Genomic DNA, 18,267 nt, shown 5'->3' with positions numbered 1-18,267 from the left:
GGCCGTTTAGCGGAATACGACGGTGCGATGGCCGTTGAGGATGATGCGGTGCTCTACGTGCCTGCGTACGGCACGCGCGAGCACCTGCGATTCAGTGTCGCTGCCCAGGCGCACGAGATCGCGTGGGGTCATGGCGTGATCGACGCGCGCGACGTCCTGTTCGATGATCGGGCCTTCGTCGAGGTCGGAGGTGACGTAATGTGCCGTGGCGCCGATGATCTTGACCCCGCGTGCGTGCGCCTGGTGGTACGGCTGGGCACCTTTGAAGCTGGGTAGGAAACTGTGGTGGATGTTGATCGCGCGGCCGGCCAGTGCCTGGCACAGGCGCGGGGACAGGATCTGCATGTAACGGGCCAGCACCACCAGGTCGATCTGCTCGCGTTCGACCAGATCAATGATCTGCTGTTCCTGCACGGCGCGGTTGTCCGCATTGACCGGCAGATGATGGAACGGGATGCCGTAGGAACCTGCCAGTGCGCCGAAGTCTTCATGGTTGGAGGCAACGGCGGCGATGTCTACCTGCAGCTGGCGGCTGTGCGCGCGGAACAGCAGGTCGTTGAGGCAGTGCCCCTGCTTGCTCACCAGCACCAGCAGGCGCGCGCGGCGGCGGGCGTCGTGCAGTTGCCAGTCCATGTGGAAGTCGGTTGCCAGGCCGGCCATCCGGTTCTGGATGGTTTCGATGGGCTGGCCCGGGTCGCGGTCGAAATGCACACGTAGGAAGAATCGACCGCTCTCGTCGTCACCGAACTGCTGCGCATCGAGGATGTTGCAGCCCTGCTCGAACAGCAGGCCGGAAACGCGGTAGACGATCCCGGTACGGTCCGGGCATGAGAGGGTGAGGATGGAATCGGGGCGCATGGGTCGAGTTTAGTGGACCCGAATCGCGAGAGGCAGCGTTGCTGTCAGTTGAAACCTTCCTGCGTGCGCCCGGGCACGCCCCACCAACGGTGGGGCGTTACCGGTACGTGTTACGCGCCTGGCGCGTTGAACACGCCGCGTGCTTCACGCGGTTCGCAGCGCAGGTACTGCGGGGCCGGGGTGACCGAGTCGCCCAAGGCGGCGGCGGCGTGCCACGGCCAACGCGGTTCGTAGAGGATGCCGCGGGCCAGCGCGATGGCGTCGGCGTGGTTGTGGCGCAGGATCGATTCGGCCTGGGCCGGGTCGGTGATCAGGCCCACGGCGATCACCGGCATGCGGACCTTGGCCTTGAGCGCGGCGGCGAACTGCACCTGGTAGCCCGGTTCGAGGGTGATCTGCTGGCGCGGGTCGAGGCCGCCGCTGGACACGTGCAGGAACTGGCAGCCGCGCATGTCCAGGATCTGGGCGAGCGTGCTGCTCTGTTCGATGTCCCAACCGCCGGCGACCCAGTCGGTGGCGGAGATGCGCACGCCAACGCTGACGCGGTCGGAGACGGCTTCGCGCACGGCGTCGAACACGCGCACGAGCAGGCGCATGCGGTTTTCCAGTGAGCCACCGTATTCGTCCTGCCGATGGTTGCTGAGCGGCGAGAGGAACTGGTGCAGCAGGTAGCCGTGGGCGCCGTGCAGTTCGATCAGGTCCAGGCCGGCGCGTTCGGCGCGGCGGGCGGCGGTGACGAAGGCTTCGACCACGACGTCGATGCCGGCGGCGTCCAGTTCGGTGGGGACGGTGTCGGTCTTGTTGAACGGCACTGCCGAGGGGGCGAGCGGGGTCCAGCCGTGCGGGTCGGAGGCCGGGATCTGGCCGCCGCCGTCCCACGGACGTGCCGAGGAGGCTTTGCGACCGGCATGGGCAAGCTGCACGCCCAGCGGCATCGGGGACCACTGCTTGACCGAGGCGATCACCGAGGTGAGGGCGGCTTCGGTGGCGTCATCCCACAGGCCGAGGTCGGCCCAGCTGATGCGGCCTTCGGGGAGGACGGCGGTAGCTTCGAGGATCAGCAGGCCGGCGCCGGACTGGGCGAGCTGGCCGAGGTGCTGGCGGTGCCAGTCGTTGGCCAGGCCGTCGGTGCTGGAGTACTGGCACATCGGGGCGATGACGATGCGGTTGGACAGTTGGAGCGGTCCGAAGGACACGGGGGAGAAGAGCTGGCTCACGGGCGGGCGTCTTGGGGGAGATCAGAACAGGTGGGTATTGCACCGCGAAGTGGGGGTGCGGGCAACCGTTTGTGTGGAACGGTGAGGGAAGCGCGGCAGGGCCACGCTCTAGCGGGGAGGGCGTGCCGGCCGGGATGTGGGTCGAACGGTGAAGCTGGCGGGGCAGAGCCCCGCTCTACCGGGATGCGCATTCATCGGAATGTGTGCGTCATGCCGGGAGCGCATCCGGCAGCAGGAACGACAGCGCGGGGGCGCAGGGCTGTTCAACCTTCAGGGTCAGCAGGTCATCTGCGCGGGTGCGGCCGAGGTTTAGTGCAGCTACTGGCAGGCCGGCCTTAGCGGCGGCCTGGACGAAGCGGTAGCCGGAATAGACCATCAGCGAGGAGCCGACGACGAGTACGGCGTCGGCGTTCTGCAGGTGGGCGTGCACTGCTTCAACCCTCGCGCGCGGGACGTTTTCGCCGAAGAACACGACGTCGGGCTTGAGGATGCCGCCGCAGTGCGGGCAGGCCGGTACGTTGAAGGTGCTGAAGTCCACGTTTTCCAGATCGGCGTCGCCATCCGGCGCGATGCCCGCCTCCAGCGCGTCCCAGCCGGGATTGGCGGCCAGCAGGGTGTGCTGGAATTCCTCACGGCCACTGCGGGTTTCGCAGCCCATGCAGCGCACCTGGTCGAGGCGGCCGTGCAGGTCGATCACCGCTTCGCTGCCGGCGCGCTGGTGCAGGCAGTCGACATTCTGGGTGAGCAGCACTTCCACCTGGCCGCGTGCTTCCAGTGCGGCCAGGGCGGCGTGGGTGCCGTTCGGCAGGGCCTGGCCGAAGCGCGGCCAGCCGATCAGGCTGCGTGCCCAGTAGCGCTGGCGGGTGGGCTCGCCGCCCATGAAGTCCTGGTAGTTCACCGGCGGGGTGCGCTTCCACTGGCCGTCGGCGTCGCGGTAATCGGGAATGCCGGAGTCGGTGCTGCAGCCGGCGCCGGTCAGGACGAACAGGCGGCGCGCGCTGTGGATGAAGTCGGCCAGGGGCGTAGGCATGCCAGCAAGATGGGGGCGATTGCGGGCTTCGCAATCGCCCCGGCCTGTTCAGGGTCCGGCGATATCGGCCGGCAGGGCCGGCACGGCGGTGGGGTTGTGGTTTTCGTCCAGCGCGATCATCACGAACTGGCCGCGGGTGCACAGCTTGCGCTCGCCGGTGTGCAGGTCTTCGGCGATCAATTCCACTTCCACCTTCATCGAGCTGCGCCCGACTTCGACGATGCGGCCGATGGTTTCGACCATCTGGCCGATGCTGATCGGCAGCTTGAAGTCGACCTGGTCGGAGCGGGCGGTGACCACGGTGCGGCGCGAGTAGCGCGCGGCGGCGAGGAAGGCGGCCTTGTCCATCCAGGCCAGCGCCTGGCCACCGAACAGGGTGCCCATGTGGTTGGTGTGGTTGGGGAAGACGATTTCGGCCATGCGCACTTCGGTGGGCGGGACGATGTCGGGCGTGGCGGTCATGGGGGCGGCCGTGTGAAGGGGTGTCGCGCGGATGATACGGCAGCGGCGGTGAGACGGTGGCGTACAACGAAAAAACCCCGGCAGCGCCGGGGTCTTTCGGGACACGTTCTGGATGGACTCAGAAGTTCATGTCGAAGGCGACTTCGCCCTGCACGCCCACCTGGTAGGCCGAGGGGCGGCGTTCGAAGAAGTTGGTCAGTTCCTGCACGTCCTGCAGTTCCATGAACGGCAGCGGGTTGCGCACGTTGTACTTCTTTTCCATGCCGAGCTTGGCGAAGTGGTTGTCGGCGCAGTGCTGCAGGTACTCGCGCATGTCGCGGGTGGAGATGCCGGCGACGCCACCGGAGAGCACGTCTTCGGCGAACTGCACTTCGCAGTCGATGGCTTCGGCCAACATGTCGTAGACCTCCTGCTTCATCTTGTCGTCGAACAGGTCGGGCTCTTCTTCGCGGACCACGCGGACCGATTCGAAGGCGAAGTCCATGTGCGCGCTTTCGTCGCGGAACACCCAGTTGGTGCCCGAGGCCAGGCCCGGCAGCAGGCCGCGCGAACGGAAGTAGTACACGTAGGCGAAGGCGGCGAAGAAGAACAGGCCTTCGATGCACGCGGCGAAGCAGATCTGGTTGAGCAGGAACTGGCGGCGCTCTTCGCGGGTTTCGATGCGCTTGAGGTCCTGGATCGAGTCGATCCACTTGAAGCAGAAGTCGGCCTTCTTCTTGATCGAGTCGATGTTCTCCACCGCGGCGAAGGCTTTGACGCGCTCGTCCGGATCCGGCAGGTAGTTGTCGAGCAGGGTCAGGTAGAACTGCACGTGCAGCGCTTCTTCGTACAGCTGGCGCGAGAGGTACATGCGCGCTTCGGGCGCGTTCAAGTGCTGGTACAGGTTCAGCACCAGGTTGTTGGACACGATCGAGTCGCCGGTGGCGAAGAACGCGACCAGGCGGTGGATCAGGTGGCGCTCGCCCGGCGACATCTTGCCGTGCAGGTCGCTGATGTCGATCTGGAAGTTGATTTCTTCCACGGTCCAGGTGTTCTTGATCGCGTTGCGATACATGTCATAGAACTGCGGGTAGCGCATCGGGCGCAGGGTCAGTTCAAAACCGGGATCGAGCAGCATTTGGCGGGGCTTGTCGGCCATGGTGATTCCTTGCGAAGAGCGGCCGGGCAGAGCCCGGCGCTACGATCAAAAGCGGCCGGGCAGAGCCCGGCGCTACGAGTGGAGCGGCCGATCAGCGGCCGGGGGCGCCAGCCCGTTGGGACCGGCACGCCGGTCTTATTGGCAAGCCTCGCAGGCTTCCGGGTTTTCCAGCGAGCAGGCCACGGCTTCGACCGGGGTGTAGCTGCTGACGGTGGTCTTGGCGATCTTGGTGGCCGGACGCGAACGCAGGTAGTAGGTGGTCTTGATGCCCTGCTTCCAGGCGTACATGTACATGGAGGACATGGCGCCGATGTTCGGGCTTTCCATGAACAGGTTGAGCGAAGCGGACTGGTCGATGAAGGCGCCACGGTCGGCGGCCATGTCGATCAGCGAACGCATCGGCAGTTCCCATGCGGTGCGGTACACGTGGCGCAGGGCTTCCGGGATCTGCGGGATGCCCTGGATGGAGCCTTCGGCCAGCTTGATGGTGTCGCGCATTTCCGGGGTCCAGTGGCCGAGCTTCTTCAGCTCGTTCACCAGGTAACGGTTGACCTGCAGGAAGTCGCCCGAGAGGGTTTCGCGCTTGAACAGGTTGGACACCTGCGGTTCGACGCACTCGTAGCAGCCGGCGATGGAGGCGATGGTTGCGGTCGGGGCGATCGCGATCATCAGCGAGTTGCGCAGGCCGTGTTCCTTGATGCGCTCACGCAGGGCGTCCCAACGCGCGGTGTCTTCCGGCACCACGTTCCAGGCGTCGAACTGCAGCTCGCCGCTGGCCGCACGGGTGTCGGCGAAGGACGGGTGCTTGCCGCGTTCCTGGGCCAGTTCGACCGAGGTTTCCAGCGCGTGGAAGTAGATGGTCTCGGCGATCTTCTTGGACAGCGCGCGGGCTTCGGCACTGTCGAAGGCCAGGCGCTTGCGGAAGAACACGTCCTGCAGGCCCATGCAGCCCAGGCCGACCGGACGCCAGCGCAGGTTGCCGCGGCGGGCCGATTCGATCGGGTAGAAGTTCAGGTCGATCACGCGGTCGAGCTGGCGCACGGCCAGGCGCACGGTGTCGGCCAGCTTTTCGTAGTCGAATTCGCCGTGGACGTCGAAATGGTTGCCCAGGTTGATCGAGCCCAGGTTGCACACCGCGGTTTCTTCGGCCGAGGTGATTTCCAGGATTTCGGTGCACAGGTTGGACAGGTGGATCACGTTGCCGGCGCGCAGGGTCTGGTTGCTGGCGCGGTTGCACTTGTCCTTGAAGGTCATCCAGCCGTTGCCGGTTTCGGCAAGGGTACGCATCATGCGCGAGTACAGCTTGCGCGCGGAGATGGTGCGGTTGGCCTTGCCCTGGGCTTCGGCCTGCAGGTAAGCGGCTTCGAACGCTTCGCCGAACAGGTCGGTGAATTCGGGCACCACGCGCGGGTCGAACAGCGACCATTCCTGGTCGGACTCGACGCGCTTCATGAACAGGTCCGGGATCCAGTTGGCCAGGTTCAGGTTGTGCGCACGACGCGATTCGTCGCCGGTGTTGTCACGCAGCTCGAGGAAGTCTTCGATGTCGGCGTGCCAGGTTTCCAGGTACACGCAGGCCGCGCCCTTGCGCTTGCCCCCCTGGTTCACCGCGGCCACGGACGAGTCCATGGTCTTCAGCCACGGCACGATGCCGTTGGAATGGCCGTTGGTGGACTTGATCAGCGAGCCGCGCGAACGCACGCGGGTGTAGCTCACGCCGATGCCGCCGCTGAACTTGGACAGCTGGGCGATGTCGCCGTACTTGGAATAGATCGATTCCAGCGAGTCCTGCGGCGAGTCCAGCAGGAAACACGAGGACAGCTGCTCGTGGGTGGTGCCGGAGTTGAACAGGGTCGGGCTGGACGGCAGGTAATCGAGGTTGCCCATGCGCTTGTACAGCGCCAGGGTTTCCGGCACGTCTTCGCTCAGGGCGCTGGCGATGCGCAGGAAGAACTGCTGCGGGGTCTCGATCACCTTGCGGGTGTGCGGATGGCGCAGCAGGTAGCGGTCGTACAGGGTACGCAGGCCGAAGTAGTCGAAGTTCAGGTCCAGGCCGATGTCGATCGCATCGTTGAGCTTGCGCGCGTTGGTCTGCACGAAGTTCAACAGGCGGTCGTTGATCAGGCCCACTTCGTGGCCACGGCCGATCGACTGCGAGAAGGCGTGGATTTCCTGGCCGGACACTTCCTTGGCGATGTAGTTGGCCAGCAGGCGCGCGGCCAGGCGGCCGTACTCGGGCTCTTCACCGATCAGCAGGGCGGCGGTGCGGATGGACAGCTCGTCCAGCTCCTGGGTGGTGGCGCCGTTGTACAGGCCGGAAATGGTGCGGGTAGCCACGCGCATCGGGTCGACCGCATGCAGGCCCTCAGCCGAACGCTGCACCGCGCGCACGATCTTGTTCAGATCCACCAGTTCGGTCGTTCCATTGCGCTTGGTGACGCTCATCGCCGTATTGGTCGGCGGCGAAGTCAGCAGGAATTCGCTTTCCTGAGTGGTGGCTGCGCTAGTTTCGGTGCTCACGGCGTTTTCCTCTTGGCGTGATTTGGGGCGGCACTAGGTGGCGCGCTCAGGTCTTCAGGGTGGCACGAGGGCGTCTCAGGAAGCGCGACTGCAGCTCCCGTGGTGACGCCGGTCATCCCTCCCCCCGGAGATTGTCGCGACTGGCTCGGCGGTGGCCTCCACCACTTGGGGTCGGTGGAAGGGCCAGCCACAAGATAGTGGGGGTATATGGGGGAGTCAACGCCAAATGTAGGGAATCTGGGCAATCCCTTGTGGCGCAAGGAGCGGCTGGGAAGGGCGTCCGACGAACGGTCCCGACCTGTGGAAATGGAGTGCGCAGTCAAGCGTCAGGGGCGACTTTTCGGCGTGATGCAGGGGGTCGAAAAACGGAACGATGGGCGTCACGCGGACGTAACGAATGCGCCCGAATCGGGAAGACACCGGGCGGATTACGCCCGGTGCGGGGTGCCCAGGTATTCGGCGCTCTGCATTTCGATCAGGCGCGAGGCGGTGCGCTCGAATGAGCCCTGCAGGCGGGTGCCGGTGTACAGGGCGACCGGGGCGTCGGTGGCGGTACAGACCAGGTTGACGTGGCGGTCGTACAGCTCGTCGATCAGGTTCACGAATCGGCGGGCGGCATCTTCATTCGTGCGGTCGAAGTGCGGGATGTCGCCCAGCAGCACGGTGTTGAACTCGTGGGCGATCTCGATGTAGTCCGAGGGGCCGCGCGGGCCTTCGCACAGGGCCTTGAAGTCGAACCAGACGATGCTCTTGCCGCGCGCACGCACCGGGATCTTGCGCGCTTCGATCTCGATGTTGCCGGCCTTGGGCGCCTGCCCGCCGCTCAGGGCGGCCCAGCGGCTGGCCAGCCAGGCGTCGCTTTCGGCGTCGCGCGGGGCCTGGTACACCGGCGAGTGGGTCAGCGCGCGCATCCGGTAGTCTTCGGTGCCTTCGGCGTACAGCTCCACGCAGTAGGTCTGCAGCAGGCTGATGGCCGGCAGGAAGCTGTCGCGCTGCAGCCCATTCAGGTACAGGTTCTCCACCGCGGTATTCGAGGTGGTGACCAGGGTGACGCCCTCGGCGAACATGCGCTCGAGCAGGCGCGCCAGCAGCATGGCGTCGCCGATGTCGGTGACGAAGAATTCGTCCAGCACCAGCACGCGCAGCCTGGTCCGCCATTCCTGGGCGATCTTGGCCAGCGGGTCGCTCTGGCCCTGGTGCTCGCGCAGGCGTTCATGGATGCCGCGCATGAAGCGGTGGAAGTGGGTGCGGTACTTCTGCTCGATCGGCAAGCCGTCGTAGAACAGGTCGACCAGGAAGGTCTTGCCGCGCCCTACCCCGCCCCAGAAGTACAGGCCCTTGACCGGCTCGGGCTTCTTCCAGAAGGCCGAAAGGCGGTCCAGCCAGCCATCCTGGGCGCTGTCGAGCAGGGCCAGGTGGATGCGGTCCAGCTCGGCCAGGGCGGCGTGCTGGGCCGGGTCGTTCTGCCATTCGCCCTTGGCCACGCCTTCGGCGTAGCGCTGGGAGGGGGTCATCGGGGTGTCGCTCATGCGCTGGCGCTGTCCGCAGTGGGCAGCCAGTGCTTGACGCCGTGGGTGATGGCGCCGCGCAGGTCGATCAGCTTGCGATGGAAGAAGTGGCTGGTTTCGGGCATGCGTACCAGTTCGTGCGGGGCGTCCAGGCTGTCCAGCCAGTTGTAGACGGCCTGCGGGTCGACGATTTCATCCTCGTCGCCCTGGATGACCAGCCAGCGGGTCGGCGGCTGCACACCGTCGAAGTCCCAGCGACCGGCCGGCGGGGCGATGGAGACCAGCACGTCCGGCTGCAGTTCGGCGGCGGCGCGCAGCGAGACGAAGGCGCCGAAGCTGAAACCGGCCAGCCACAGGGTGGCGTCCGGGCGCTGCTCGCGGACCCAGGCGGCAACCGCCTTGAGGTCGTCCTGTTCGCCATTGCCGTGGTCGAAGCTGCCGGCCGAAGCGCCGACGCTGCGGAAGTTGAAGCGCACCGTGGTGACGCCCAGCTCGCGCAGGGTGGTGCCGACCATGGTCACCACCTTGTTGTGCAGGCTGCCGCCCTCGGTGGAGAGCGGGTGGCAGATGATCGCCACCACGGGCTGGGCGGGCACGTCGGCCTTGGGCAGATCGACGGCCACCTCCAGCGCGCCGACCGGGCCGGCCAGCTGCAGGGTGCCGCTTTCAGTGGGGAAAGTGGGATTGTGCATGGCGTCATAATACCGCTCCCCTGCGGCCTTCACCGCCGCGCCTGCCTGGAACCCCATGTTCTATCTGCTTTTCAGCGTGGTCTGCAGTGTGTTGGTCTCGGTGCTGCTGAAGCTGGCCGCCCGGCGCGGCCTGGATGTGGCGCAGATGGTGACCTGGAATTACCTGGTGGCCGCCGGGCTTACGGCGTTGGTGCTGCAGCCGCCGTTGCAGGCGCTGCAGAGCACGCATGCGCCTTGGCCGGCGCTGCTGGTGCTGGCGGTGGTGCTGCCTTCCCTGTTCCTGATCCTGGGTCGCGCGGTGGCGGTGGCCGGGATCGTGCGCACCGATGTGGCGCAGCGGTTGTCGCTGTTGCTGTCGTTGTTGGCTGCTTTTCTGTTCTTCGGGCAGACCGCGACGCCGCTCAAGCTGCTCGGGCTGGGACTGGGGCTTGTGGCGATGGTGGGGATCAGCCTGCGTCCTCGCGGGCCGGCGGTGGCCGGTGAGGCGGGCAGCTGGCGCTGGCTGCTGGCGGTGTGGGTGGGGTTTGCGCTGGTGGACGTGCTGTTGAAGCAGGTGGCGTTGTCGGGCACACCGTCGATGGCGGCGCTGCTGGCCTGTTTCAGCATTGCCTTCGTGCTGATGCTGGCGGTGCAGCTGTGGCGGCATGCCAGTGGGCGCAGCCGGTTGAGCCTGCGCAATGCCGGGGCGGGGGCGCTGCTGGGGCTGCTCAATGGCGGCAACATTCTCTTTTATGTGCACGCGCACCAGGCGCTGCCGGACAGCCCGGCCACGGTGTTCGCCGGGATGAACATCGGCGTGGTGGTGCTGGGGGCGCTGGTGGGGGTGTTCGCGTTCGGCGAGCCGACCACGCGGTGGAACCGCGCGGGGTTGGCGTTGGCGGTGGTGGCGATTGGTTTTATCGCCTGGGGATGATTGGCGCAGCCACGCAGGGCGTGGCTCTACCTCAGATCCAACCGCCCCCGCCGGTAGAGCCACGCCCTGCGTGGCTGCGACGGCGACGATTACCTGTCGAACCCGAGAATCAACGGGTCGTGGTCCGAACTGCGCCACGGGCCGGCTTCATTACGGCCCTGGTAACCCACCTCATCGGCTTCGTCGGCATTGATATGCCACTCGGCGGCGCCGCGCAGGCGTTTGGCCATGCCCGGGCTGAGCAGGGCGTGGTCGAGGCGGCCGGTCATGCCGCTGTAGACGTAGCTGTAGGGGCGGTCGACCTTGGCCACGGCGAAGGCGTCTCGCCAACCCGCGTCATGCAGGGTGCGGATCGGGGCTTCCATGGCGTAGGCGTTGAAGTCGCCGAGCAGGATGGCGTCTGAGGTACCCGCACCGGTCGGGTCGGTGCCCAGCCACTGGTTGAGCAGGCGCGCCGATTCGACCCGGGTGGGGTTCCAGCAGCCCTGGCCGTCCTTCTGGTCGGCGTCGGCGCCGCTGGCTTCGGAGCAGCCCTTGGACTTGAAGTGGTTGGCCACCACCACGAACGGCGCGCCCTTGCCGGCGCGGAAGGCCTGGGCCAGCGGCACGCGGCTGTGCGGGCCGAACGGGGCGGTTTCGAGCACGGCCGGGGCGCCGACCGGGGTCACCTTTGAGCTGCGGTAGATGATGCCGACCCGGATCGGGTTGTCGCCCGGGCCCTTGCCGGCGTCGATGAAGCGCCAATCGGCGCCCTTGCCCCGGTTCGCGTTGAGTGCGGCGACCAGTTCGGCGATGGCCGACTGCGGGCCGTAGCCGTCGTTTTCCAGTTCCATCAGCGCAGCCACGTCGGCGCCGAGGGCGTTGACGGTGGCGACCAGCTTGGCGGTCTGCGCCTGGTGTTCGGCCAGGGTGCGGGCGCCGCGCAGGGTGGGATAGCCGCCGCCCTGGCCGTCGCCGTTGAAGAAGTTTTCCAGGTTGAACGCCGCCACCTTGAGTGCGCCGGGAACCACCGGGGCGTTTTCCGGGCGGGCGAGCGCGGGCAGCTGCAGCGGGGTGGTCACCTGCAGGCGCGGGGTGCCCTTGTCATCCACGTGCACGATGCCTTCCACGTTGCGCAGCACGGTGCCGGTGCGCAGGGTGGCGTTGGGCGGCAGGTAGGCGACCGGGCCGGGGTCGCGCGCGCTGCTGCCGTCATCGAGCAGCAGGCGGCGGCGCTGGTTGTCGGCGATGACCTTGGCGTGGGCGTCGGTGCCGGGGGCGGCCACTTCGCTGGGCTGCCAGAGACGGCCTTCGAAGGAGACGGTGAGTTCGCCGAAGCGGGTGAGGCCGTCGGTGCCGGCCAGAGTCAGCGGCGCGGCAATGCGCACGTGCTGGCCGTCGAGCGCGCGCCAGTCGGCGGGGGCGGCGGTGAGGGTGACGGTGGCGGAAGCAGGAGCCGCCGCCGGCGATGCGGTCGGGTGTGCCTGCGGCTGGGCCTGGGCGAACGCGGTGGCGGGCAGCAGCGACAGGGCAAGAGCGAGGGAGCGACGGCGCATCGGCGGGGTGGTCATGGAGAACGGGTGCACAGACTAACGCCGAATTGTGGCGGGAAGCGGGCACGGGTGGGGATTTGGGCGGGTTGGGCAAAGCCCGCTTGGGGTGGGTTTCCGTGGGACACGCATGGCGTGTCGCTACGCGGATGGTGGCAGACCCCGGTAGTGACACGCCACGCGTGTCATCGCGGTGCCGGACCCACGTAGAGACACGCCATGCGTGTCCCCCGCGATGCCGGACGCGGGAATGACCCCGCCCCACCGATTACTTCAGATTCGCCAGCATCCAATCCACGGTGGCGTGGATCTGCTCTTCGGTCAGCGCCGGATTGCCACCCTTGGGCGGCATGATGCCGCCGTCCGGGCCGGTGTAGCCCTCGATGGCGTGCTTGTAGAGCGTGTCCTTGCCCTGGCCCAGGCGACCATCCCAATGCGCGTGGTCCAGGGTCGGCGCTTGGCCTACGCCGGTGGTGTGGCACGCCGTGCACAGGTTGTCGAAGATCACCTTGCCGTCGGTGGTGCCGCCATAGGCGACCTGCGAGGCGGCCTTGGCCAGGGCTGCGGCCTTCGCCGCCGCCTGGTCCGCCATGCCGGTGGCACCGGCATACACCGCACCGGCCGGGGCAATGCGCTGTTCAGTGCGCTTGACGGCCTGGGGCGAGATTTCAGGGGGAACGCGGGTGTGCAGGTACGCAGCGAACAGGATCAGTCCGAGCGTCAGGGCCATCAGGAAAGCAATCAGCATCGAAAAGCGTTTCAGGAACTCGAGGTCGTAATTCCGCACTCTCTTTCACCCCTGGCTGGCAGTCGTTGGACTACGGCTTGTCCGCCGAGTATGACCAGCGTCGGCGGCGCTCTGCAAGCCGCCGCCAGGTGATGCATTGCAGCATCAGCCGCCTGCAGCGCGCAGGCAGAAAACGCAGATCGATTCCACCAGTGCGGTCTGGTCGCCATGACCGTCGCGGCTGGGCGCGGTGGGGCCGACCAGCGCTTCGGTAAACGCCCCGACGATGCAGGCCGCAGCCACCTCGGTGTCCTGCGCGGGGAAGCTGCCGGCTTCCACGCCGTCGTCCACGATGCGGCGGAATACGTCACCGAACAGGCGGCGGCAGCGGATGCGCTCGGCTTCCACTTCCGGGTCCACCGGCTCGGCGATGAAGGCATAGGCCAACCCGGGGCCGGCCAAGGCTCGGCGTACGAAGGCGGTGATCGCCCGGCGCAGGCGCTCCGGGGCGGGCAGCGGTTCGGCGGCAATGCCTTCGAAGATGCGCAGTTCGTGCTCGACCGCATCGGTCAGCACCTCCACGAACAGTTCGGCCTTGGACGGGAAGTGCCGGTAGATCAGGCCTGTGGACACCCCCGCCTCGGCGGCCACGGCGGTCACCGGGGCATTGCGGTAGCCGCCGGCGGCGACCAGGCGACGGGTCGCCAGCAGGATCCGCTCGCGGGCCCCGGCCAGGCGTTCTTCCATCAGTGCGGAGCGTTTATAGGCCATTTGCTGATTCTATGTTCAATTTTTGAATTTGTGTTCACTTTTGCTGCCGGGAGGACTAGGCTGGAGGCCTATCGTCACCTTCTGCCGCTCGGAGCCGCCTCATGCACGTCCCCACCATGAACTTCGACCTGGGCGAAGAGATCGACATGCTGCGCCAGAGCGTGGCCCATTTTGCCTCGGCCGAGATCGCGCCGCTGGCGGCCAAGGCTGACGAAGAGAATCTGTTCCCGCATGCGCTGTGGCGCAAGCTCGGCGAGCAGGGCCTGCTCGGGCTGACCGTGGAAGAAGAATACGGCGGCAGCGGCATGGGCTACCTGGCCCACGTGGTGGCGATGGAAGAGATCTCGCGCGCGTCGGGCGCCATCGGCCTGTCCTACGGCGCGCACTCGAACCTGTGCGTGAACCAGCTGCGCAAGAACGGCACCGAAGAACAGAAGCAGCGCTACCTGCCCGGCCTGTGCAGCGGCGAGAAGGTCGGCGCGCTGGCCATGAGCGAGCCGGGCGCCGGTTCGGACGTGGTGTCCATGAAGCTGCGCGCGGACAAGCGCGGCGACCACTACGTGCTCAACGGCAACAAGATGTGGATCACCAACGGCCCGGATGCGGACGTGCTGGTGGTGTATGCCAAGACCGACCCGAACGGCGGCGCCAAGGGCATCACCGCGTTCCTGATCGAAAAGGGCATGAAGGGTTTCAGCACCGCGCAGAAGCTGGACAAGCTCGGCATGCGCGGCTCCAACACCTGCGAGCTGGTGTTCGAAGACTGCGAAGTGCCGGAAGCCAACGTGCTGGGCACGGTGGGCGGCGGGGTCAAGGTGCTGATGTCCGGGCTGGATTACGAGCGCGTGGTGCTCTCCGGTGGCCCGCTTGGCCTGATGGCGGCCGGCATGGACGTGGTGATGCCGTACGTGCACGAGCGCAAGCAGTTTGGTGAGGCCATCGGCACGTTCCAGCTGATCCAGGCCAAGCTGGCCGACATGTACGTGGGCCTCAACGCCTGCCGCGCCTATGTGTATGCGGTGGCACGCGCCTGCGACCTGGGCCGCACCACCCGCCAGGACGCTGCCGGCGCGATCCTGTACTCGGCCGAGAAGGCCACCTGGCTCACCGGCCAGGCGATCCAGATCCTGGGCGGCAACGGCTATATCAACGAGTACCCGACCGGGCGTTTGTGGCGCGATGCCAAGCTGTATGAAATCGGCGCCGGCACCTCGGAAATCCGCCGCATGCTGATCGGCCGCGAACTGTTCCAGCGCACCAAGTAAGGGCCCTGCGATGACTGTACTGAGCACCCAGCTGCAACCCGGCAGCGATACCTTCGAAGCCAACCGCGCTGCGTTGCAGGCGGTGGTCGACGACCTGCGCGCCACCCTGGCGCAGACCGCGCTGGGCGGCAGCGAGGCGGCGCGGCAGAAGCACACCGCGCGCGGCAAGCTGCTGGTGCGCGACCGCATCGACGCCCTGCTCGATCCCGGCAGCGCGTTCCTGGAAATCGCGCCGCTGGCCGCGCACGGCATGTATGGGGACCCGATTCCCAGTGCCGGCGTGGTCGCGGGCATCGGCCGTGTTTCAGGCGTTGAGTGCGTGATCGTGGCCAACGACGCCACGGTCAAGGGCGGCACCTACTACCCGATGACGGTGAAGAAGCACCTGCGCGCGCAGGAAGTGGCCGAGCAGAACCGCCTGCCATGCATCTATCTGGTGGACTCGGGCGGTGCGTTCCTGCCGCTGCAGGACGAGGTGTTCCCGGACCGCGATCATTTCGGCCGCATCTTCTACAACCAGGCCAACCTCTCCGCGCAGGGCATTCCGCAGATCGCCTGCGTGATGGGCTCGTGCACCGCCGGTGGCGCCTACGTGCCGGCGATGAGCGATGAAACGGTGATCGTGCGCGAACAGGGCACCATCTTCCTGGGCGGCCCGCCGCTGGTGAAGGCGGCCACCGGTGAAGTGGTCACCGCCGAAGAACTGGGCGGCGCCGATGTGCACACGCGCATTTCCGGCGTTGCCGACCACATGGCCGACAACGACCTGCAGGCACTCGCCCGCGTGCGCGCCATCATTGCCCAGCTCAACTGGCGCAAGCCGGAACCGGCGCTGGCGGTGCAGGCCCCGGCCGAACCGCGTTATCCGGCGCAGGAGCTGTACGGCGTGATTCCCGCCGACACGCGCAAGCCGTATGACGTGCGCGAAGTGATCATGCGCCTGGTGGACGATTCGCGCTTCGACGAATTCAAGCCCCGCTATGGCAACACGCTGGTCACCGGCTTCGCGCACCTGCACGGCTACCCGGTGGGCATCATCGCCAACAACGGCATCCTGTTCTCCGAGTCCGCGCTGAAGGGCGCGCACTTCATCGAACTGTGCACGCAGCGTGGCATTCCGCTGGTGTTCCTGCAGAACATCACCGGCTTCATGGTCGGGCGCAAGTACGAACACGGCGGTATCGCCAAGGATGGGGCGAAGCTGGTGATGGCGGTGGCCTGCGCCAAGGTGCCCAAGTTCACCGTGGTGATCGGCGGTTCGTTCGGTGCCGGCAACTACGGCATGTGCGGCCGCGCCTATTCGCCGAACTTCCTGTGGATGTGGCCGAACGCGCGCATCGGCGTGATGGGTGGCGAGCAGGCTGCCAGCGTGCTGGCCACGGTCAAGCGCGACGGCATTGAAGCCAAGGGCGGACAGTGGTCGGCGCAGGAAGAGGACAGCTTCAAGAGCCCGATCCGCGACCAGTTCGAGCAGCAGGGCCACCCTTATTACGCCAGTGCACGGCTGTGGGACGACGGTGTCATCGACCCGGCCGATACCCGCCGGGTATTGGGCCTGGCGTTGTCGGCCAGCCTCAACGCCCCCGCCCGCAAGACCGACTTCGGCGTGTTCCGGATGTGATCCGGCCCCCTGGCATGCGCAACGAGACCACCATGTTCACCAAGATCCTGATCGCCAACCGTGGCGAAATCGCCTGCCGCGTCATCGCCACCTGCCAGCGCCTGGGCATTGCCACGGTGGCGGTGTACTCCGACGCGGACCGCGACGCACGCCATGTGCGCCTGGCCGACGAAGCCGTGGGTATCGGCCCGGCCCCGGCGCGCGAAAGCTACCTGCGTGCGGACGCCATCCTGGACGCTGCACGCCGCGCCGGTGCGCAGGCGATCCATCCGGGTTACGGCTTCCTGTCCGAGAACGCGGACTTCGCGCAAGCCTGTGCCGAGGCCGGCATCGTGTTCATTGGCCCTTCTGCTGCTGCAATCCGCGCGATGGGCGACAAGAGCGCGGCCAAGGCGCTGATGGCGCAGGCGGGCGTGCCGCTCACGCCGGGTTATCACGGCGACGCGCAGGACCCGGCATTCCTGCGCGAGCAGGCCGATGCCATCGGCTACCCGGTGCTGATCAAGGCCAGTGCCGGCGGCGGTGGAAAGGGCATGCGCCGCGTGGACGACAGCGCGGCCTTCATCGATGCCTTGGCCAGCTGCCAGCGCGAGGCGCAGTCGGCGTTCGGCAACGCGCACGTGCTGGTGGAAAAGTACGTGGAGCGTCCGCGCCACGTTGAAATCCAGGTGTTCGGCGACAGCCACGGCAACGTGGTGTATCTGTTCGAGCGCGACTGCTCGGTGCAGCGCCGCCACCAGAAGGTTCTGGAAGAAGCGCCTGCGCCGGGCATGACCGCCGAGCGCCGCGCCGCGATGGGCAAGGCCGCGGTGGATGCCGCGCGCGCCGTGAACTACGTGGGTGCGGGCACGGTGGAGTTCATTGCCGGGCCCGGTGGCGATTTCTACTTCATGGAAATGAACACCCGCCTGCAGGTGGAGCACCCGGTGACCGAGTGCATCACCGGTACCGACCTGGTGGAATGGCAACTGCGCGTGGCCAGTGGTGCGCCGCTGCCGCTGCAGCAGGAGCAGCTGCAGATTCGCGGGCATGCGCTGGAAGCGCGACTGTATGCCGAGGATGCGGACAAGGGCTTCCTGCCCTCCACCGGCACCCTGCGCCACCTGCGCCTGCCTGCGGGCAACGCGCACGTGCGCGTGGATGCCGGCGTGGAACAGGGCGATGCGATCACCCCGTTCTACGACCCGATGATCGCCAAGCTGATCGTGTGGGACGTGGACCGCGACGCGGCGTTGCGCCGCATGCAGCAGGCGCTGGCCGAGTGCGAAGTGGTGGGCGTGACCACCAACGCGGCGTTCCTGCGTCGGCTGGTGATGACCGATTCGTTCGCGAACGCGAAGCTGGATACGGCGCTGATCGAGCGCGAGCAGGCGGCGCTGACGTTGGTGGACAGCGATACGGATGCTGCGTCGTGGGCGCTGGCGGCGGTGGCTGCGGTAGCCACCGACGCGCCGGCCAGCAACGATGCGCGCGACCCGCACTCGCCGTGGCAGGCCAGTGATGGCTGGCGGCTGGGGCAGCGCGCGGCGCGCCGGGTGACGTTGGAGCATCGCGGCAGCCAGCGTGCGGTTGCGGTGGAAGGCGGCGCCGGCGCGTGGTCGCTGCGCGTGGATGACGCCGAGGTGCAGGCCACTGGCCGTGTCGGCGGCGGGCAGCTTTCGTTGCAGATCGGGCAGACCCTGCACCGCGCGCGGGTCGTGCGCGATGGCAGCGAGCTGTACCTGTTCGGCACAGACGGCGTGCAGCGTTTCACCCTGCATGATCCGGTGAGCGAAGCCGACCAGGGCGTGGCCGATGCAGGCAGCCTGGTGGCGCCGATGCCGGGCCGGATCGTGGCGACGCTGCTGGCACCGGGCACCAAGGTAACGCGCGGTACGCCACTGCTGGTGCTGGAAGCGATGAAGATGGAGCACACGTTGCAGGCGCCGGCGGATGGCACTGTGCAGGGTTATCGGGTCAAGGCCGGTGACCAGGTAGGGGATGGTGCGGTGTTGGTGGATTTCGAGGCAACGTAAT

General features: G+C 67.1%; 15 protein-coding genes. 4 read left to right on the top strand and 11 right to left on the bottom strand.

Going from position 1 to position 18,267, the window contains the following annotated elements:
* Window positions 1-6: 6 nt before the first annotated feature.
* From purU to HGB51_RS19380, 8 genes are all read right to left on the bottom strand, one after another.
* Window positions 7-858 (bottom strand): formyltetrahydrofolate deformylase, encoded by an 852-nt coding sequence (purU, locus tag HGB51_RS19415; protein ID WP_070208160.1) that lies wholly within the window; start codon window positions 856-858, stop codon window positions 7-9.
* A gap of 110 nt (window positions 859-968) precedes the next feature.
* Complete coding sequence (locus HGB51_RS19410; RefSeq protein WP_070208159.1) at window positions 969-2,075, bottom strand: NADH:flavin oxidoreductase/NADH oxidase; 1,107 nt, start codon at window positions 2,073-2,075, stop codon at window positions 969-971.
* A 208-nt stretch (window positions 2,076-2,283) separates the two neighbouring features.
* On the bottom strand, window positions 2,284-3,105 hold the full coding sequence (locus HGB51_RS19405) for an NAD-dependent protein deacetylase (RefSeq protein ID WP_070208158.1): 822 nt from the start codon (window positions 3,103-3,105) through the stop codon (window positions 2,284-2,286).
* Window positions 3,106-3,153: 48 nt separating this feature from the next.
* On the bottom strand, window positions 3,154-3,567 hold the full coding sequence (locus HGB51_RS19400; RefSeq protein ID WP_070208157.1) for an acyl-CoA thioesterase: 414 nt from the start codon (window positions 3,565-3,567) through the stop codon (window positions 3,154-3,156).
* Window positions 3,568-3,685: 118 nt separating this feature from the next.
* Window positions 3,686-4,705, bottom strand: coding sequence for a ribonucleotide-diphosphate reductase subunit beta (locus HGB51_RS19395; protein WP_070208156.1), 1,020 nt, complete (start codon window positions 4,703-4,705; stop codon window positions 3,686-3,688).
* Window positions 4,706-4,840: 135 nt separating this feature from the next.
* Window positions 4,841-7,225 (bottom strand): ribonucleoside-diphosphate reductase subunit alpha, encoded by a 2,385-nt coding sequence (locus HGB51_RS19390; RefSeq protein ID WP_070208155.1) that lies wholly within the window; start codon window positions 7,223-7,225, stop codon window positions 4,841-4,843.
* A gap of 428 nt (window positions 7,226-7,653) precedes the next feature.
* Window positions 7,654-8,754 carry a cell division protein ZapE gene (gene zapE, locus HGB51_RS19385; RefSeq protein WP_070208154.1) on the bottom strand — a complete coding sequence of 367 codons (1,101 nt, stop codon included), beginning with the start codon at window positions 8,752-8,754 and terminating at the stop codon, window positions 7,654-7,656.
* A complete protein-coding gene (locus tag HGB51_RS19380; protein WP_084738991.1) occupies window positions 8,751-9,425 on the bottom strand; it encodes an alpha/beta hydrolase in 675 nt (224 codons plus the stop codon). The genes zapE and HGB51_RS19380 overlap by 4 nt, the downstream gene beginning before the upstream one ends.
* Window positions 9,426-9,480: 55 nt before the next feature.
* Here HGB51_RS19380 and HGB51_RS19375 point away from each other — a divergent pair, with 55 nt between their 5' ends.
* On the top strand, window positions 9,481-10,338 hold the full coding sequence (locus tag HGB51_RS19375; protein WP_070208152.1) for an EamA family transporter: 858 nt from the start codon (window positions 9,481-9,483) through the stop codon (window positions 10,336-10,338).
* Window positions 10,339-10,427: 89 nt separating this feature from the next.
* On the opposite strand, the gene HGB51_RS19370 is transcribed toward HGB51_RS19375, so the two are convergent.
* From HGB51_RS19370 to HGB51_RS19360, 3 genes are all read right to left on the bottom strand, one after another.
* Entirely contained in the window at window positions 10,428-11,873 is a 1,446-nt protein-coding gene (locus HGB51_RS19370) for an ExeM/NucH family extracellular endonuclease (RefSeq protein ID WP_070208175.1), read from the bottom strand.
* A 262-nt stretch (window positions 11,874-12,135) separates the two neighbouring features.
* Complete coding sequence (locus HGB51_RS19365) at window positions 12,136-12,654, bottom strand: c-type cytochrome (RefSeq protein ID WP_070208151.1); 519 nt, start codon at window positions 12,652-12,654, stop codon at window positions 12,136-12,138.
* Window positions 12,655-12,759: 105 nt separating this feature from the next.
* Window positions 12,760-13,365 carry a TetR/AcrR family transcriptional regulator gene (locus HGB51_RS19360; RefSeq protein ID WP_070208150.1) on the bottom strand — a complete coding sequence of 202 codons (606 nt, stop codon included), beginning with the start codon at window positions 13,363-13,365 and terminating at the stop codon, window positions 12,760-12,762.
* 101 nt (window positions 13,366-13,466) lie between these two features.
* On the opposite strand from HGB51_RS19360, the gene HGB51_RS19355 reads away from it, so the two are divergent.
* From HGB51_RS19355 to HGB51_RS19345, 3 genes are read left to right on the top strand one after another with little or no spacing between them, the layout of a single operon-like run.
* Window positions 13,467-14,630: an isovaleryl-CoA dehydrogenase gene (locus HGB51_RS19355; RefSeq protein ID WP_070208149.1), complete on the top strand. Its 1,164-nt coding sequence runs from the start codon at window positions 13,467-13,469 to the stop codon at window positions 14,628-14,630.
* Between the two features lie 10 nt (window positions 14,631-14,640).
* Window positions 14,641-16,251 carry a carboxyl transferase domain-containing protein gene (locus HGB51_RS19350; RefSeq protein ID WP_070208148.1) on the top strand — a complete coding sequence of 537 codons (1,611 nt, stop codon included), beginning with the start codon at window positions 14,641-14,643 and terminating at the stop codon, window positions 16,249-16,251.
* A 32-nt stretch (window positions 16,252-16,283) separates the two neighbouring features.
* The gene (locus tag HGB51_RS19345; RefSeq protein WP_070208174.1) at window positions 16,284-18,266 is read left to right on the top strand and encodes an acetyl/propionyl/methylcrotonyl-CoA carboxylase subunit alpha; all 1,983 of its coding nucleotides are present in this window, start codon (window positions 16,284-16,286) and stop codon (window positions 18,264-18,266) included.
* Window position 18,267 lies beyond the last annotated feature (1 nt).

This window comes from Stenotrophomonas bentonitica (genome assembly GCF_013185915.1).
In the GTDB taxonomy this organism is placed as follows: domain Bacteria; phylum Pseudomonadota; class Gammaproteobacteria; order Xanthomonadales; family Xanthomonadaceae; genus Stenotrophomonas; species Stenotrophomonas bentonitica.
Note: the sequence above shows the minus strand (reverse complement) of the source record. Positions and strands in the feature narration are given on the sequence as shown.

Coding starts and splice junctions, on each gene's coding strand:
- purU (WP_070208160.1), bottom strand. CDS start 858: ATGCGCCCCGATTCCATCCTCACCCTCTCATGCCCGGACCGTACCGGG.
- HGB51_RS19405 (WP_070208158.1), bottom strand. CDS start 3,105: ATGCCTACGCCCCTGGCCGACTTCATCCACAGCGCGCGCCGCCTGTTC.
- HGB51_RS19400 (WP_070208157.1), bottom strand. CDS start 3,567: ATGACCGCCACGCCCGACATCGTCCCGCCCACCGAAGTGCGCATGGCC.
- HGB51_RS19395 (WP_070208156.1), bottom strand. CDS start 4,705: ATGGCCGACAAGCCCCGCCAAATGCTGCTCGATCCCGGTTTTGAACTG.
- zapE (WP_070208154.1), bottom strand. CDS start 8,754: ATGAGCGACACCCCGATGACCCCCTCCCAGCGCTACGCCGAAGGCGTG.
- HGB51_RS19380 (WP_084738991.1), bottom strand. CDS start 9,425: ATGCACAATCCCACTTTCCCCACTGAAAGCGGCACCCTGCAGCTGGCC.
- HGB51_RS19375 (WP_070208152.1), top strand. CDS start 9,481: ATGTTCTATCTGCTTTTCAGCGTGGTCTGCAGTGTGTTGGTCTCGGTG.
- HGB51_RS19370 (WP_070208175.1), bottom strand. CDS start 11,873: ATGCGCCGTCGCTCCCTCGCTCTTGCCCTGTCGCTGCTGCCCGCCACC.
- HGB51_RS19360 (WP_070208150.1), bottom strand. CDS start 13,365: ATGGCCTATAAACGCTCCGCACTGATGGAAGAACGCCTGGCCGGGGCC.
- HGB51_RS19355 (WP_070208149.1), top strand. CDS start 13,467: ATGCACGTCCCCACCATGAACTTCGACCTGGGCGAAGAGATCGACATG.
- HGB51_RS19350 (WP_070208148.1), top strand. CDS start 14,641: ATGACTGTACTGAGCACCCAGCTGCAACCCGGCAGCGATACCTTCGAA.
- HGB51_RS19345 (WP_070208174.1), top strand. CDS start 16,284: ATGTTCACCAAGATCCTGATCGCCAACCGTGGCGAAATCGCCTGCCGC.